The sequence below is a fragment of the Rubrimonas sp. genome, from assembly GCF_036788415.1.
Taxonomy (GTDB): Bacteria; Pseudomonadota; Alphaproteobacteria; order Rhodobacterales; family Rhodobacteraceae; genus Rubrimonas.
In genome coordinates this window covers 2,559-17,971 of record NZ_DAIQNN010000055.1, presented here as the reverse complement: position 1 = coordinate 17,971, position 15,413 = coordinate 2,559, and the positions used below count along the sequence as shown (strand labels likewise).

Annotated in this window: 13 protein-coding genes; 7 read left to right on the top strand and 6 right to left on the bottom strand. The window is 71.3% G+C overall.

What is annotated here, in order from left to right; translation table 11 throughout:
* Nucleotides 1–52: 52 nt before the first annotated feature.
* From cysK to ubiE, 6 genes are read right to left on the bottom strand one after another with little or no spacing between them, the layout of a single operon-like run.
* Entirely contained in the window at nt 53–1,009 is a 957-nt protein-coding gene (gene cysK, locus V7Q31_RS12600; protein WP_333834215.1) for a cysteine synthase A, read from the bottom strand.
* A gap of 44 nt (nt 1,010–1,053) precedes the next feature.
* Nucleotides 1,054–1,506, bottom strand: coding sequence for an RrF2 family transcriptional regulator (locus V7Q31_RS12595; protein WP_333834214.1), 453 nt, complete (start codon nt 1,504–1,506; stop codon nt 1,054–1,056).
* 29 nt (nt 1,507–1,535) lie between these two features.
* Nucleotides 1,536–2,021 carry a dUTP diphosphatase gene (gene dut / locus V7Q31_RS12590; protein ID WP_333834213.1) on the bottom strand — a complete coding sequence of 162 codons (486 nt, stop codon included), beginning with the start codon at nt 2,019–2,021 and terminating at the stop codon, nt 1,536–1,538.
* A complete protein-coding gene (gene coaBC / locus V7Q31_RS12585) occupies nt 2,015–3,238 on the bottom strand; it encodes a bifunctional phosphopantothenoylcysteine decarboxylase/phosphopantothenate--cysteine ligase CoaBC (protein WP_333834212.1) in 1,224 nt (407 codons plus the stop codon). Before coaBC ends, dut begins: the two co-directional genes overlap by 7 nt.
* 59 nt (nt 3,239–3,297) lie before the next feature.
* Complete coding sequence (ubiB, locus tag V7Q31_RS12580) at nt 3,298–4,860, bottom strand: 2-polyprenylphenol 6-hydroxylase (protein WP_333834211.1); 1,563 nt, start codon at nt 4,858–4,860, stop codon at nt 3,298–3,300.
* Nucleotides 4,861–4,864: 4 nt separating this feature from the next.
* Nucleotides 4,865–5,629 carry a bifunctional demethylmenaquinone methyltransferase/2-methoxy-6-polyprenyl-1,4-benzoquinol methylase UbiE gene (gene ubiE / locus V7Q31_RS12575; protein WP_333834210.1) on the bottom strand — a complete coding sequence of 255 codons (765 nt, stop codon included), beginning with the start codon at nt 5,627–5,629 and terminating at the stop codon, nt 4,865–4,867.
* A 125-nt stretch (nt 5,630–5,754) separates the two neighbouring features.
* Here ubiE and mutM point away from each other — a divergent pair, with 125 nt between their 5' ends.
* The 7 genes from mutM to V7Q31_RS12540 all read left to right on the top strand — a co-directional run.
* The gene (mutM, locus tag V7Q31_RS12570; protein WP_333834209.1) at nt 5,755–6,618 is read left to right on the top strand and encodes a bifunctional DNA-formamidopyrimidine glycosylase/DNA-(apurinic or apyrimidinic site) lyase; all 864 of its coding nucleotides are present in this window, start codon (nt 5,755–5,757) and stop codon (nt 6,616–6,618) included.
* 93 nt (nt 6,619–6,711) lie between these two features.
* Entirely contained in the window at nt 6,712–7,488 is a 777-nt protein-coding gene (locus V7Q31_RS12565; protein ID WP_333834208.1) for an enoyl-CoA hydratase, read from the top strand.
* A gap of 77 nt (nt 7,489–7,565) precedes the next feature.
* Nucleotides 7,566–7,835 carry a 30S ribosomal protein S20 gene (gene rpsT / locus V7Q31_RS12560; RefSeq protein ID WP_333834207.1) on the top strand — a complete coding sequence of 90 codons (270 nt, stop codon included), beginning with the start codon at nt 7,566–7,568 and terminating at the stop codon, nt 7,833–7,835.
* A 467-nt stretch (nt 7,836–8,302) separates the two neighbouring features.
* Nucleotides 8,303–9,694, top strand: coding sequence for a chromosomal replication initiator protein DnaA (gene dnaA, locus V7Q31_RS12555; protein WP_333834206.1), 1,392 nt, complete (start codon nt 8,303–8,305; stop codon nt 9,692–9,694).
* A 118-nt stretch (nt 9,695–9,812) separates the two neighbouring features.
* Nucleotides 9,813–11,984 (top strand): sensor histidine kinase, encoded by a 2,172-nt coding sequence (locus V7Q31_RS12550; protein WP_333834205.1) that lies wholly within the window; start codon nt 9,813–9,815, stop codon nt 11,982–11,984.
* A 150-nt stretch (nt 11,985–12,134) separates the two neighbouring features.
* Nucleotides 12,135–13,865, top strand: a complete 1,731-nt coding sequence (locus V7Q31_RS12545) for a methyl-accepting chemotaxis protein (RefSeq protein ID WP_333834204.1) — start codon at nt 12,135–12,137, stop codon at nt 13,863–13,865.
* Between the two features lie 48 nt (nt 13,866–13,913).
* On the top strand, nt 13,914–15,413 hold a 1,500-nt coding region (locus V7Q31_RS12540; RefSeq protein WP_333834203.1), incomplete at its 3' end, for a methyl-accepting chemotaxis protein.

The window sequence follows — 15,413 nt, the reverse complement described above, 5'->3', positions numbered from 1 at the left end:
GCGCATGGACACGGCGCGCATGGACACGGCGCGCCGAAGCCCTAGGGCGGCGTCAGAGACCGTCGAACAACGCGGTCGACAGGTAGCGTTCGGCGAAGCTGGGCAGGATCGCGACGATCCGCTTGCCCGCCATCTCCGGGCGCTGCGCCAGCTCCAGCGCCGCGGCCACCGCGGCGCCGGAGGAGATGCCGCCGGGGACGCCTTCGAGCGCGGCGAGCCGGCGCGCGGTCTCGAAGGCTGTCTCGTTGCCGATGGTCAGCACTTCGTCGATCACCGACCGGTCGAGGATCGCCGGGACGAAACCCGCCCCGATCCCCTGAATCTTGTGCGGCCCGGCAGCGCCGCCGGACAGCACCGGGCTGTCTTCCGGCTCGACGGCCACGATGCGGACGCCGGAGTCGAGGCGCTTGAGCGCCCGTCCGACCCCGGTGATCGTGCCGCCGGTGCCGACGCCCGACACGAAGGCGTCGACGCGCCCGCCGGCGTCCATCCAGATTTCGTCCGCCGTGGTCGCCTCATGGATCGCGGGGTTGGCGGGGTTTTCGAATTGCTGCGGGATGATCGCGCCGTGGATTTCCGCGGCCAGCTCCTCCGCGCGGGCGATGGCGCCATTCATGCCCTTTTCGCCCGGCGTCAGCTCAATGCGCGCGCCGAGCAGCGCCAGCATCTTCCGCCGCTCGACCGACATCGTCTCGGGCATGCACAGGATCAGCTCGTAGCCGCGCGCGGCGGCGGCGAAGGCGAGGCCGATCCCCGTGTTGCCCGAGGTCGGCTCGACCAGCGTCCCGCCGGGGGCGAGGCGGCCTTCCCGCTCCAGCGCGTCGATCATCGCGACGCCGATGCGGTCCTTGACGCTGGCGAGCGGGTTGAAGAATTCGAGTTTCAGCAGGATCTCGGCCTCGACGCCGGCGTCCGCCGCGAGACGCGCGGCACGCACGAGGGGCGTCGCGCCGATGGTCTGGGTGATGTCGTCGTAGATGCGCCCTCGCGGCGGCGTGACGGCGGACATGCTGCGTTTCCCCTATGGTTTCTCGGTGCGCCGGTTTTGCGGCGTCAGATCGTGAAGTCGGCGACGGGCTGGCCCGCCCGCGGCACGCCCATCTCGGCGGCGCGCTGGCAGAGTTCCTCCATGGTGAGCGCGTCGAGCCGCTCCAGCGCGGCGTTCTGCGCCTCGATCCAGAGCGGACGGGCGACGCGCAGGCCGAGATCGGAGGTCGGCTCCTCATGCTCCTCCTCGGCGCGCTCGAGTTCGTCCACGGCGCGGATCACCTCGCCGACCGTGACGCGCCGGCGCTCGCGCGCCAGCGTGTAGCCTCCGCGCGGGCCGCGCACGCCCTTGAGCACCCCCACCCGCACCAGATGCTGCATCACCTGTTCGAGATAGCGCTGCGGGATGCCGAGCCGGGCGGTCACGTCGCGCGACTGCACCGGATCGGGGCGCGCGTTGTAGGCGATGTCGAGCACGGCCTCGAGGGCGAGACGGGTCTTGCGGGAGCAGTGCAGCACGTCGCGTGTTCCTTCTTCCTGGCGCCGCCTCAGACGCCCGTCGATCCGAAGCCGCCCGCGCCCCGGAGCGTGGGGCCGAGCGCCGGATCGCCGGGCGCCGACTCGACGAGCGCGGCGCGGAGAACGGGGGCGAGCACGGCCTGCGCGATGCGCGCGCCATGCTCGACCGTGAAGGGCTGGTCGCCCAGATTGACGAGGAGGACCATGACCTCGCCGCGGTAATCGGCGTCCACCGTGCCTGGGGCGTTGGCCACTGTGACGCCCGTGCGCAAGGCGAGCCCCGAGCGCGGACGGATCTGGATTTCGGTTCCCTCCGGGGCGGCGACGACGAGCCCGGTCGGGATCGCGGCGCGGGCGCCGGGGGCGAGGACGAGCCCCGCCGCGCGCGCCTCGGGCGGCAGGCAGGCGCGCAAATCCATCCCCGCCGCCCCCGGCGTTTCGTAGGCCGGCAGCGGCAGGGCCGGGTCGGCATGGGGCAGCCGCGCGACGGGGAGGGGGATAGCGGGGCTCAACATGTCGCGGTCTCCCGCGCGAGGTGGTCGGCGATGCGGGCGGCGAGGCGGCCGGCGGTCTCGGCCTTGGAGAGGCGCGGCCATTCCTCCGCCCCGTCGGCGGTGATGAGGATCGCGGCGTTCTCGTCGCCGCCCATCACGCCCGAGGCTTCCGACACGTCGTTGGCGACGATCCAGTCGCAGCCCTTGCGGGCGCGCTTGGCGGTGGCGTGGGCCTCCACGTCATGCGTTTCGGCGGCGAAGCCCACGACGAGGGCGGGGCGACGGCCCGGCGGCAGATGCGCCACCTCCCGCAGGATGTCGGGGTTCTCCGTCAGCGCCAGCGGCGGCGACCGGCCCGAGCCGTCCTTCTTCATCTTGAGCGCCGCCGCTTCGGCGGGGCGCCAGTCGGCGACGGCGGCGGCGAACACCGCCGCATCGACAGGCAGCGCCGCCTCGACCGCGTCGCGCATCTGGCGGGCGGTCTCGACGCGGCGGACGGACACGCCGGCTGGGTCGGGCTCGGCGACCGGGCCGCTGACGAGCGTGACTGCGCCGCCGAGTTCGGCGAGCGCCGCGGCGATGGCGTGGCCCTGCTTGCCCGAGGAGCGGTTGGCGAGATAGCGCACCGGGTCGACCGGCTCATGCGTCGGGCCTGAGGTGACGAGCAGGCGGCGCCCCGAGAGCGGCCCCTGCGGCGGCTGGTCGAGCAGGGCGGCGACGGCGCGCAGGATGTCGGCGGGCTCGGCCATGCGGCCCGGCCCGGTCTCGCCGCAGGCCATGTCGCCGATCTCCGGCCCGACGACATGGACGCCGTCGGCCTTCAACGTCGCGAGGTTGCGGCGGGTCGCCGGATGCTCCCACATCCGCACGTTCATCGCCGGCGCGATCAGGACGGGCTTGTCGGTCGCCATGAGAAGCGTGGAGACGAGGTCGTCGGCGTGGCCGCCGGCCATCTTCGCCATCAGATCGGCGGTGCAGGGCGCGACCACGACGATATCGGCGGCGCGGGAGAGCTGGATATGCCCCATCTCCGCCTCGTCCGTCAGGTCGAACAGTGCGCGGAAGGGCTTCGACCCGGCCAACGCGCCGACCGAGAGCGGCGTGACGAATTCCTCGGCGGCGCGCGTCATGGCGACGCGCACGCCCCACCCTCGACCGCGGATCAGGCGGATCAGCTCGAGACATTTGTAGGCGGCGATCCCGCCGCCGATGCACAGGAGAATGGACCTGCCGCTCATATCGCTCCCCACCCCATCCGCGCTTTTAGACCCGCGCGGGCGGGGAATTCAAGGAAGCATCAATTCAGAGTGTAAAATGCCCAGATCGCCCCGGCGACCCCTGCGCCCCCCAGAAGCCCGCCGAGCAGCCCGCCGACGAGCCCCGCCGCGATCCCGCCGCCTGCGGGCGCGGGTTGAGGCGGCGGCCCCGGTTCGCGCTGGGCGGCTATGACGAACTGCTCGGCGATGCCCGGCAGGCGCGGCACATAGCGCGCGATGGTGACGGCGGCCGTGCGCAGATCGCGCAGCGCGGCCTTGGGGCCGAGATTGTCCTTCATCCACACTTCGGCGACCGGGCGGATCACGTTCCACATGTTGCATTGCGGATCGAGACTGCGCGCGACCCCCTCCACCACCACCATGCTGCGCTGCAAAAGCAACAATTCGGTGCGGGTGCGCATGCCGAAGCGCTCGGTGGTCTCGAACAGATGCGCGAGCAGCCGCGCCATCGAGATGCGGCTGACGTCCATGCCGAAGATCGGTTCGCCGATCGAGCGCAGCGCCTGGGCGAAGGCGTCGATGTCGCGGTCGGCGGGAACGTAACCCGCCTCGAAATGCACTTCCGCCACGCGGCGATAGTCGCGCTTGGCGAAACCGTAGAGGATTTCGGCGTAGTAGCGCCGCGTCAGCGCGTCGAGCCGCCCCATCACCCCGAAATCGAGCGCGAGCACCGCCCCGTCGGCGCGCACCTTCAGATTGCCCTGATGCATGTCGGCGTGAAAAAACCCGTCGATCAGCGCATGCCGAAGGAAGGCTTGGCACACGCGGACGGCGAGATCCGGCAGGTTCACACCCATCGCGTGCAGCGCGTCGTTGTCGCCGAGCGGCGCGCCGTCGACCCATTCGAGCGTCATCACGCGCCGCGCCGACATCTCCCAGAAGATCGCGGGCACTTTGAACAGCGGGTCGTCCTTGGTGTTCTCGCGGTATTCGGCGGCGGAGGACGCTTCCAGCCGCAAATCCATCTCCGCCGAGACGACGCTGTCGAAATGCGCCACGACCGCCGTAGGGCGCAGGCGGCGGGTGGAGGGGATCAGCCATTCCAGCGTGCGGGCGATGAAGTAGAAGGCCTTGATGTCGGCGCGGAATTGCCGCTCGACATTGGGCCGCAGCACCTTGACCGCGACTTTCCGCCCGGTGTCGCGGGTGATCGCGGCGTGGACCTGCGCGATGGAGGCGGCGGCGATGGGCGGGTCGAATTGCGAGAACACCAGATCGACCGGCTTGCCCAGCTCGGCCTCGACGATGGCGCGCGCCTCGGCGACCGGAAAGGGCGGCAGCGCATCCTGCAACAGGCGCAGCTGTCGGGCGAGGTCGGCCCCGACGATGTCGGGCCGCGTGCTGAGGATCTGGCCGAACTTGATGTAAGCGGGGCCGAGCGCGTTGATCGCGCGGGGGACGGGCGGCAGCGAGGCGTCGCCCTTCAGCCCGAACGGCCCCATCGGCAGAGTGATGATCCAAAGGACGGTCCGGGCGTAGGGTGGGGGGTCGAACTCCTCGAAGATCCGGCTCAGCGCGCCTGTGCGCGCGAAGGTCGCGCCGACGCGGGCGAGGCGCCAGAGATTGGCGAAGAGCCGGAACATGGCCTCAGATCCGCCATCCGCAATGCAGCGCCGCCACCCCGAGCGTGAGGTTGTGATAGCTCGCCCGCGCGAAGCCCGCGTCGCGGATCATCTGCAGGAAGGTCTCCTGATCGGGAAACTTGCGGATCGATTCGACCAGATACTGATAGCTCGCCCGGTCGCCGGTCACCGCCTGGCCGATCCGCGGGATCACGTTGAAGGAATAGAGGTCGTAGAGCTTCTGGAGCGGGGGAACGGTCACCTGGCTGAACTCGAGGCAGACGAAGCGGCCGCCGGGCTTCAGAACGCGATGCGCCTCGGCCAGCGCGTCCTCGATGCGGGTGACGTTCCGGATCCCGAAGGCGATGGTGTAGGCGTCGAAGCTCGCATCGGGGAAGGGCAGCTTCATCGCGTCGCCGCAGACCCATTCGACGCCGTCGATGCGGTCTTTCTCGGCGCGGCGGCGCCCTTCGACCAGCATCGCCTCGGTCATGTCGAGCACGACGGCGTCGCCCTCGCCCTTGATGCGCCGCAGGAAGCGGAACGAGATGTCGCCCGTGCCGCCGGCGACGTCGAGCAGGCGCATCCCCGGGCGCGGCTTGAGCCGGTCGATCGCCTGCTCCTTCCACACCCGATGGATGCGCGCCGACATCAGGTCGTTCATCAGGTCGTAGCGCGCCGCGACCGATGAAAACACGCCGTGGACGCGCCCGGCCTTCTCCTGCTCGGGCACGTCCTCGTAACCGAAATGCGTGGTTCGCCCCACGCCGGGCTTGGTCTGGTCTGTCATGGCGCGCAACCTAGCGCGCGTCGCGGCCCTGCGCCATCTTCCGCAGGCGCGAGAGCGCATGGGAAGCGAAGGGTGCGACGATGGAGACCGGGACGGCGGACCGCAGCGCGGGGCGGGGCGTCTAGATGCCCGAGCTTCCCGAAGTCGAGACCGTGCGGCGCGGCCTCGTTCCGGTGCTGGAGGGGCGGGTGCTGAGCCGCGTGATCCAGCGCCGCCCGGACCTGCGCTGGCCGCTGCCCGACCGCTTCGCCGAGCGGCTGACCGGGCGGCGGGTGTCCGCGCTGCGACGGCGCTCGAAATACCTGCTGCTCGATCTCGACGGGCCGGCGCCGGCGCCCGAGACGCTGATCGCGCATCTGGGGATGTCGGGGCGGCTGCTCATCGGCGGCGCGGCGCTGGGGGCGTTCGCGCACAACGCCGGCGCCGTCGGCGCGCATGACCATGTGGTTTTCGAGACCGACGACGGCGCGCGCGTGACCTTCAACGACGCGCGCCGGTTCGGCGCGATGGACCTCTGGCCGACCGCCGATCTCGCGGCGCATCGCTGGCTCGCCGGGCTCGGCCCGGAGCCGCTGGGGCCTGACTTCCATGCGCAGGCGCTCGGCGCGGCGCTGGCGGGTCGGCGAACGCCGATCAAGGCGGCGCTGCTCGACCAGCGCACGGTCGCGGGCCTGGGCAACATCTATGTCTGCGAGGCTTTGCACCGCGCGGGGATCTCGCCGCGGCGGATCGCCGACGGGATCGGCCCGGCGCGGGTGGCGCGGCTCGCGCAGGCGATTCGCGAGACGCTGGAGGCGGCGATCGCGGCGGGCGGCTCGTCGCTGCGCGACTATCGCCGGGCCGATGGCGAGCTCGGCTATTTCCAGCACGAGTTCAGGGTCTACGGGCGCGCCGGCGCGCCCTGCCCGACGCCGGGCTGCGCGGGCGAGGTTGGGCGCATCGTGCAGTCGGGGCGGTCGAGCTTCTATTGCGGGCGCTGCCAGCGATGAGCCAGGACCGGTCTCCCCGCGCATCGCGCGCTTGATCGCAAGGACCGCCCTGCGATAGTGCGGCGCGCGCCGCGAACGGCCGAGGGGAGCATCATGGCCTATCAGACCATCATCGTGGAGACGCGCGACCATGTCGGCCTCGTGCGGTTGAACCGCCCCGAGGCGCTGAACGCGCTGAGCCGCCAGCTGATGGACGAGCTCGCCGACGCGCTGCGCAAGTTCGACCATGACGACGCGGTCGGCGCGGTGGTGCTGACCGGGTCGGAAAAGGCCTTCGCCGCGGGCGCCGACATCCGCGAGATGAAGGACAAGAGCTTCGTCGACGTCTATCGCGAGGATTTCATCACGGCGAACTGGGAGGCTGCGGCGCGGATGCGCAAGCCGATCATCGCCGCGGTGTCGGGCTATGCGCTCGGCGGGGGCTGCGAGCTGGCGATGATGTGCGACTTCATCCTGTGCTCGGACACCGCGAAGTTCGGCCAGCCCGAGATCAATCTCGGCGTCATTCCCGGCGCGGGCGGCACGCAGCGGCTGGCGCGCTTCGTCGGCAAGTCGAAGGCGATGGAGATGTGCCTGACCGGTCGCTTTATGGACGCGTCGGAGGCCGAGCGGTCGGGCCTGGTCAGCCGGGTGCTGCCTGCGGACGAACTGCTCGACGAGGCGATCGCCGTCGCGGCGAAGATCGCCGAGAAATCGGCGCTGGCGGTGATGGCGACCAAGGAATCGGTCGATCGCGCCTATGAGACGACGCTGGCGGAGGGCGTGCGATTCGAGCGGCGCATCTTCCACGCGCTGTTCGCCACCGAGGACCAGAAGGAGGGGATGGAGGCCTTCGTGGACAAGCGCGAAGCGCAGTTCAAGGACCGCTGAGCGGCGCGTTGACATCGGCGCCGGCGCGCGTGTAGAAGCGCCGCTCATCTCAGCAATCGACGCTTCACGGGATTCTCATGGCCAACACGCCGTCCGCTCGCAAACGCATCCGCCAGATCGCCAAGCGCACCGAAGTCAACATGGCGCGCAAGTCCCGCATCCGCACCTTCATCCGCAAGGTCGAAGAAGCGATTCGCGGGGGCGACATCGCGGCGGCGCGCGAGGCGCTGCGGGCGGCACAGCCGGAGATCATGCGCGGCGCGTCCAAGGGCGTGCTGCACGCGAACACCGCGAGCCGCAAGGTCTCGAGGCTCGCGCAGCGCGTGAAGGGCATGCAGACGGCGTGACGCGCCGACGGCGGGCGTCACGGCACGTCGCGATTCCGTCAACAAAGCGTTATGTTCGCTCTTTCGTCCGGTTGTCTTTCGCTTGGCCCTGCGGTAACCAGAACGCTATATGTCGAAGGGTAAGGTAGGCGTGTTTAGTGCGCGCCGCTGAATAGATTGCGCTTCTCCAACGAGAAGAATGTCAATCTCGAAAGACATAAACTTCGGAATGTCTGCGGAAGAAGTTGGTGCGTCGCAAAATCAATTTGCGGCGCATTTGTTTTACTTGCCGCCCACTGTAGGGTGTGTCTACTCTTCATTTGCGAGTCGAGCGCGGGGCGACAGAGCCACGTGATCGTCGTGCGGCGTGCCGGCGGTCCGATTTCGCCGGGTGCAAAATTTCAACGACTGCCGCAGGGTCCGACCAGAGGTCCGCGGCGGCGACGGGAGCGACGGTGCTGCAAGCGCGATCTACGGATGGGAGCGAGATGCCGGCAGCCGCGGTCCAGCAATGGAGCGCGGTGGCCGAAGTTCTGAAAGGCGCGCTCGGCACGGCGGCGCACGCCCGCTGGATCGCGCCGCTGGCGCTCGTCTCGCTTGACAACCGAATCGGGCGCTTCGCCGCGCCGACCGGCTTCATCGCCGATTATGTCGAGCGCACTTACGCCGAAGACATCCTCGCTGTGATGCGCGCCGCGCGCATGGCGGTCGACCGCGTCGTCGTGACCGCGAGAGAGACCGGGGCCGCTCCGGATGCCGGTTGCTCCACCGCGCCGGGCGCCGAGCAGGTCTTGCGACCCGCCGAGCCCGCGCCCGCCGCGCCGCCGCATGCCGAGGAGGACCGCTCGGCCCCGCTCGACCCCCGCTTCACCTTCGGCAGCTTCGTGGTCGGCAAGCCCAACGAACTCGCCCACGCCGCCGCCCGTCGGGTCGCGGAGGGCGAGACGATCTCCTACAATCCGGTCTTCCTGCATGGCGGGGTGGGGCTCGGCAAGACCCATCTGATGCACGCCATCGCCTGGCGCATCCGCGAAGTCCGGCCCTCCAAGAAGGTGCTCTACCTCTCCGCCGAGCAGTTCATGTACCGCTTCGTCAGCGCGATCCGCTCGCGCGACATGATCGGGTTCAAGCAGGAGTTCCGCTCGGTCGACGTGCTGATGATCGACGACGTGCAGTTCATCGCCGGCAAGGACAGCACGCAGGAGGAATTCTTCCACACCTTCAACGCGCTGATCGACGTCGGCAAGCAGATCGTGATCTCCGCCGACCGCGCGCCGGGCGAAATCGACGGGTTGGAGGAGCGCATCCGCTCGCGCCTGCAGTGGGGGCTGGTCGCCGACATCCACCCCACCACCTACGAGTTGCGGCTCGGGATCCTGCACGCCAAGGCCGACAAGGCGATGATCGAGAATCCGGGCCTCGTGATCGAGGACAAGGTGCTGGCCTTCCTCGCCCATCGGATCGTCTCGAATGTGCGGGTGCTCGAAGGGGCGCTGACCCGGCTCGTGGCCTTCGCGACGCTGGTGGGCCGCCCGATCACGCTCGACACGGCGCATGAATGCCTTGCGGACCTGATCAAGCAGCACGACCGCAAGGTCACCATCGAGGAGATCATGCGCAAGGTCGCCGAGCACTACTGCCTGCGCATGTCCGACATGACCTCGGCGCGCCGCGCCCGCGCCGTCGCGCGACCCCGGCAGGTCGCGATGTATCTGGCCAAGACCCTCACCACCAAGTCGCTGCCCGACATAGGTCGCCGCTTCGGAGGGCGCGACCACACCACCGTCATGCACGCCGTGCGCAAGATCGAGCAGCTCTCCGAGACCGACGCCCAGATCGCCGAGGACGTCGAATTGCTGCGGCGCATGCTGGAGCAGTGACGGAGCCCTTGCCCCAGGACGCTTCCGGCGCAACTCTGCGGTTGTAGTGAGAGAATTGCGCTAGCGGGACGCGAGTGGCTTCTGAGCGTCGCGCTTGGTGTGCGCCGGGGATTTCGCGTTGGGGAAGCTGCGCAACATCTGGCTGGTCGTCGCCTTCGCGGCGTTCGCGGCGCTCGCGGCGCTGCTGGCGCAGGAAGCGCGCACCCGCGTCGAGCGCGCGGTCGCGCGCGCCGCCGAGTTCGAGCGCCTGCGCGGGGAGATCGCGCGTCTGAACGAAGTCCTCGTCAGCTCCGCCCGGCTTCACGCGGCGACCTCCGATCCGGTCTGGCGGGACCGCTATTACGACCATGTGGCCCCGCTGGAGAACGCCGTCGCCGGGGCCCTCGCGCTCGCCGACAGCGACGTCGCGCGCGCCGCTCTGGCCGAGGTCGAGGCGGCGAACGGCGCGCTGATCCTGATGGAGAGCCAGGCGATGGCCTTCGTCGACGACGGCCAGCCGGCCCTCGCTGCGCGCGTCTTCGCCTCCGAAGGCTACGCGGCGCGGCGCGCTGCGTATCGGGCGGGGCTTGAGCGCGCGCTCTCGGCCGGCGCGCTGCGGCTGTCGGCGAGTTCGTCGCGCGAGGGGGAGATCGTGATCGCGCTGGCGGCGGGATTGCTCGTCGCGGCCGCGGGCGCCATCGCGGCCTGGCTGCGCGCGCGCGGCCGGCAGGCTCTGGCCGAGCGGCGGCTCGACGCGCTGAGCGGGCAGGGCGAGATGCTGCGCGCGCTCCTGCAGGATGCGCCGGTCGCCATCGCGCTGTTCGACGCCGAGGGCGCCTGTGTGGCGGCGAGCGAGGATTTCGTCGAGCTCTTCGGCGTCTCCCCGACCCGTCCGCCCGCCACACGCGCCGCCCGCGCCGCCATCGGCGAGCTTCTGGCGCTGCCGCCCGAGCGACCGCGCGCCGACTGGATCGAGGGCGGGGCGGGGCCTGCGCGCTGGGTGTGGCGCGAGACGCGCGACTGGCGCGACGCGCGGGGACGGCGGATCGGCAAGATCGCCGCCGCGGCCGATTTCACCGATCTGCGCCAGCTCCAGACCGCCTATCGCGCCGCCCACGCCCAGGCCGACGAGATGGGCGCCGTGTTGGAGGAGGCGCGGCAGGAGATCTACATCTTCGACGCCGAGACGCTGCGCTTCGTCCATGTCAATCGCGGCGCCCGGGACAATCTGGGCTACGGCGCCGACGAGCTGGCCCGGATGACGCCGCTCGACATCAAGCCCGAACTCGACCGCGCCGATTTCGAGGCCCTGATCGCGCCGCTGCGCGAGGGCGCGCGCGACATGCTGCGATTGGAGACCGCGCATCGGCGCAAGGACGGCTCGGTCTACCCCGCCGAGATCGCGCTGTCGCTGCGCGGCGACGTCGGCGCGCGCCGCTTCGTCGCCATCGTCGACGACATCTCCGAACGCCGCGCCCGCGAGGAGGATCGCGCCCGCGTCACCGAAAGGCTGCGGCTCAACGAGATCGAACTGCGCGCCGCCCTTGAGGAGGCCGACCGCGCCTCGCGCCTCAAGAGCGAGTTCCTCGCCCGCATCACCCACGAGATCCGCACGCCGCTGAACGGCGTGCTCGGCGGCGTCGCGCTGATCCGGGCGAGCGACGACCCCGCGGTGCGGGCGAAATGGCTCGACATCGTCGAGAGTTCTGCGCGCGCGCTGCATCAGGTGATCGACGACGTGCTCGACATCGCGCAGATCGAGGCCGGCTCGGACGCGCTGGAGATCGAGAGCTTCGATCCGGTGGAGCTCGCCGAGCGCGCGCTCGACCGGGTGCGCCCGGCGGCCGGGCGCAAGGGGCTGGCGCTGCGGATGGCGGTGGCCGACGGCGCGCCCTATCGCTGGCGCGGCGATGCGCGCCGGCTCGCGCGCGTGCTCGCGAGCCTGCTCGACAATGCGGTGAAGTTCACCGATGCCGGGTTGGTCGAGCTGCGGCTCGGCGGCGGCGAGACGCTGTTGCGCATCGAAGTCGTCGACACCGGCCCCGGCGTCGCCGAGGCCGATCGCGAGGCGATCTTCGAGCGCTTCCGTCAGGCGGACGGCTCGACCACGCGGATGCATGGCGGGGTCGGGCTCGGGCTGTCGATCGCGCGCGAGTTCACCCAGATCATGGGCGGGCGGATCGGGTTGCGCAGCGCGCCGGGCGGCGGGGCCGCGTTCTGGCTCGAGTTCGCCGCGACGCCGGCGGCGCCGACCGCGGCGGAGCCGCCTGCGTCTGAAGCCGCCAGTCGGGCGCGCCAGATCCGCAGTTGAGCCCCGCGCGCCCCGTCCTTGGGCCAATCCGCTCAATTCGCCGCATTTATGGCGCTCTGCGCGCGCGCCCGCCGCGTCAGGCTTAACCTCGCGTTGAGGCGCGCCGCATCAGATCAGCCCGGGGTCTTCAACGGACTGGACGGGCGTCAAATGACCATCTCGGGCGAAAGGATTTCGGAAGGCGCGCTGCGAGGCGGATCCGTCGCCCCCTCCGCCGCCGGCGCGAGCGAAGCAGCCGCTTTCGGCGACTTCCTGCGCGGCGGCCTTCGCATCGCCGTAGCGGGGTCAGGGGCGCTCGCCGCCGGGGCAGCGGGGCTCTGGGCGCTCGGTGCCGCGCCGTGGCCGGTGGCGGCCGCGGGCGTCGGCGGCGTCCTCGCGACGCTTGCCGCGATGCGCCTCGTGAGCCGTCGTCTGCGCGCGCTCGACGGGCTGGAGGCGCGCATCGCCGAGGGCGAGCGCAACCGCGCGGCGCTCGACCATTCGAGTTCGAACACGATGATCGCCGACGCCGAGATGCGCATCGTCTATGTGATGCCCGCGCTCGAGCGTTCGCTGGCGCGCTCGGCGAAATGGTGGGCGTCGCAGCCGACGCCCGTCGACGCGACGAAGCTCGTCGGGCTCAACATCGACGTCTTCCACAAGAACTCCAGCCGCATCCGCACCATGCTGCGCGATCTGCGCGAGGTGTTCGTCACCACCATCGGCTTCGACGGCCGCAGCTTCGAGCTGCGCCTGACGCCGATCTTCGACGCCTCAGGCGCGCGGACCGGCTGCGTCGTCGAGTGGATCGAGAAGACCGAGGCGCTGCGCGCGGCGAAGCACATCCACGCCGTGATCGACGCCGCCGCCAGGGGCGACTTCACCAAGCGCATCGACGTCGCCGCGCTGCCGCCCGAGAATCGCGAGATCGCCGAAGGCCTCAACGACACCTGCCGCATCTTCGCCGAGTTCCTCGACCGGCTGAACGACGCCCTGGGCGGTCTCGCCGCCGGCGATCTGGCGCATCGGATGGACACGCGCGGCGAAGGGCGCTTCCGCGACCTCGCCCACGCCGTCAACGCGACCGTCGAGAAGCTCAGCGAGATGGTCAGCGACATCCAGTCGGTGGCCGACGAGCTGGGGACGGCGACGCGGCGGATCGCTGGCAGCGCGTCGGATCTGTCGGCGCGGGCCGAAAGCCAGGCGGCCTCGCTGGAGCAGACGGCCGCGACCATGGAGGAGATGGCCTCCACCGTGCGCTCCAACGCCGACAACGCCGACAGCTCGACCGGCCTCGCCGCCGACACCGCCACGCGCGCGGGGGCCGGCAAGGCGGTGGTCGGCGAGGCGGTCGCCGCGATGGACCTGATCGAGCGCAGCGCGGGCAAGATCTCGGAGATCACCGCGTTGATCGACTCGATCGCCTTCCAGACCAACCTGCTGGCGCTGAACGCCTCGGTCGAAGCGGCGCGCGCCGGAGAGGCGGGGCGCGGCTTCGCGGTGGTCGCATCGGAAGTGCGGCTGCTGGCGCAGCGCTCGGCGGAAGCCGCGCGCGACATCAAGGGCCTGATCGCGGAGAGCGCGACCAATGTCGGCAAGGGCGTGACGCTGGTGAAGCAGACCGGCGCGGCGCTGGACGGCGTGACCGAGGCGATCGCCGCGCTGGCCGAGAAGATGAGCGAGATCTCCGCGGCGACGCGCGAGCAGTCCTCGGGCGTCGAGGAGATTTCTTCGGCGGTGATGCGGATGGACGAGCTGACCCAGCAGAACGCCGGCCTGGCCGAGGGCGCCGCGTCGGGTGCGCGGGCGCTCGAGGCGCATGCCGATCGGCTGCGCGGGCTGGTGGCGTTCTTCCGGGTCGGCGCCGGGCGCGAAACGGGCGCGCGCTTCGCCGCCGAGTGACGCCGAGAGACGACGCAGCCGCCGGCAGGGCGGCGAGGAGAGACGATGATGACCGGACTGGCGAACGCCTCTGATCCGGCCCCCGCCTTCGGCGGCGAGGCCCGGCGACGCGGCGTCGGTCTGCGGCTCGAAGATGGGAGCGCGAAAACGATGTCGGCGGAAGAAGCGGGCGCAGGGGCGGCGACGGGATGGTTCGCGCGCCAGCCGGCCGGTCGCAAGGCGGCGGCGCTGATCGCAGGGCCGGCGCTGGTCGGCGCGGCGGCGGTCGCGACGCTCTGGGCGCTGATCGCGAGCGGAGCGGAGGGGCCGGGCTTCTGGCTCGGCGCGGCCTGCGCCGCGACGGCGCTGGCGCTGTCGCCAGCCGCGGCGCTGGCGATGATGCGGCGCAGCGTGGCCGCCCCGCTGGCGCGCCTCGCCGACGAGATCGAGGCGCTGGCCGGCGCGGCGGACCCGTCGGAGGCGGACGAGCTGGCGCGCATCCGCGCCGCCGTCGCCCGCTTGCGCTGCGCGGCCTCGGAGGCTGCCGAGGCGGAGCAGGACGCCGAGCACGCCCGCCTGTCCTCGCTGGCCGAGACATCGGCCCTCGAACGCGCCGAGGCGGCGAAGGAGGCCGTGCGCGCGCAAGTCGTCGCGGCGCTCGGGACCGGGTTGCGCAAGCTGGCCGAAGGCGATCTGACGCATCGGGTGCGCGGCGAGTTCCCCGCCGACCGCGCCGCCCTGCGCGACGATCTCAACGAGGCGTTCGACCGGCTGCAGGATGCGATGGGGCGGATCGCCGGCACTGCGCAGGGGGTGCGCGGCGCGGTTTCGAGCCTCGCATCGGCCTCCGACGATCTGTCGCGCCGCACCGAATCGCAGGCTGCGAGCCTCGAGCAATCGGCCGCCGCCATCGAGGAGATCACGGCGACCACCCGCCACACCGCCGAGAGCGCCGCCCGCGCCCGCGACGTCGTGGCGCGCGCCAGCGCCGAGGCCGGCGCCGGCGGCGAAGTCGTGCGCGAGGCGATCGCGGCGATGGGCGCCATCGAGACCTCCTCGGAGCAGATCGGCCGGATCATCGGGACGATCGACGAGATCGCCTTCCAGACGAACCTGCTCGCGCTGAACGCAGGCGTCGAGGCGGCCCGCGCGGGCGAGGCGGGGCGCGGCTTCGCCGTCGTCGCCTCCGAGGTGCGCGCGCTCGCGCAGCGCTCCGCCGACGCGGCCAAGGAGATCAAGGCCCTGATCCTCGCCTCGCGCGGCGAAGTCGAGAAGGGTGTGGACCGGGTCGCCGTCACCGGCGAGGCGCTGGAGCGCATCGTCGCCGGCGTCGCCGAGATCGACGCGGTGGTCGGCGAGATCGCGCGCGCCGCGCAGGAGCAGGCGACCGGACTGCAGGAGGTCAACGGCGCCGTTTCGCAGATGGATCAGACCACGCAGCAGAACGCCGCCATGGTCGAGCAGGCGACTTCGGCGATCCGCGAGCTGTCGCGCCAGACCGAGACGTTCGGCGCGCTTCTGAGCGGGTTCGAACTGGGCGCGAGCGCGCGGATCGCGCAGTCGGCGCCC

Bases quoted from the DNA above. Each gene is read 5' to 3' on its own strand.
- ubiE (WP_333834210.1), bottom strand. From the start codon at position 5,629: ATGACAGACCAGACCAAGCCCGGCGTGGGGCGAACCACGCATTTCGGT.
- rpsT (WP_333834207.1), top strand. From the start codon at position 7,566: ATGGCCAACACGCCGTCCGCTCGCAAACGCATCCGCCAGATCGCCAAG.
- dut (WP_333834213.1), bottom strand. From the start codon at position 2,021: ATGTTGAGCCCCGCTATCCCCCTCCCCGTCGCGCGGCTGCCCCATGCC.
- ubiB (WP_333834211.1), bottom strand. From the start codon at position 4,860: ATGTTCCGGCTCTTCGCCAATCTCTGGCGCCTCGCCCGCGTCGGCGCG.
- cysK (WP_333834215.1), bottom strand. From the start codon at position 1,009: ATGTCCGCCGTCACGCCGCCGCGAGGGCGCATCTACGACGACATCACC.
- mutM (WP_333834209.1), top strand. From the start codon at position 5,755: ATGCCCGAGCTTCCCGAAGTCGAGACCGTGCGGCGCGGCCTCGTTCCG.
- coaBC (WP_333834212.1), bottom strand. From the start codon at position 3,238: ATGAGCGGCAGGTCCATTCTCCTGTGCATCGGCGGCGGGATCGCCGCC.
- V7Q31_RS12545 (WP_333834204.1), top strand. From the start codon at position 12,135: ATGACCATCTCGGGCGAAAGGATTTCGGAAGGCGCGCTGCGAGGCGGA.
- V7Q31_RS12565 (WP_333834208.1), top strand. From the start codon at position 6,712: ATGGCCTATCAGACCATCATCGTGGAGACGCGCGACCATGTCGGCCTC.
- dnaA (WP_333834206.1), top strand. From the start codon at position 8,303: ATGCCGGCAGCCGCGGTCCAGCAATGGAGCGCGGTGGCCGAAGTTCTG.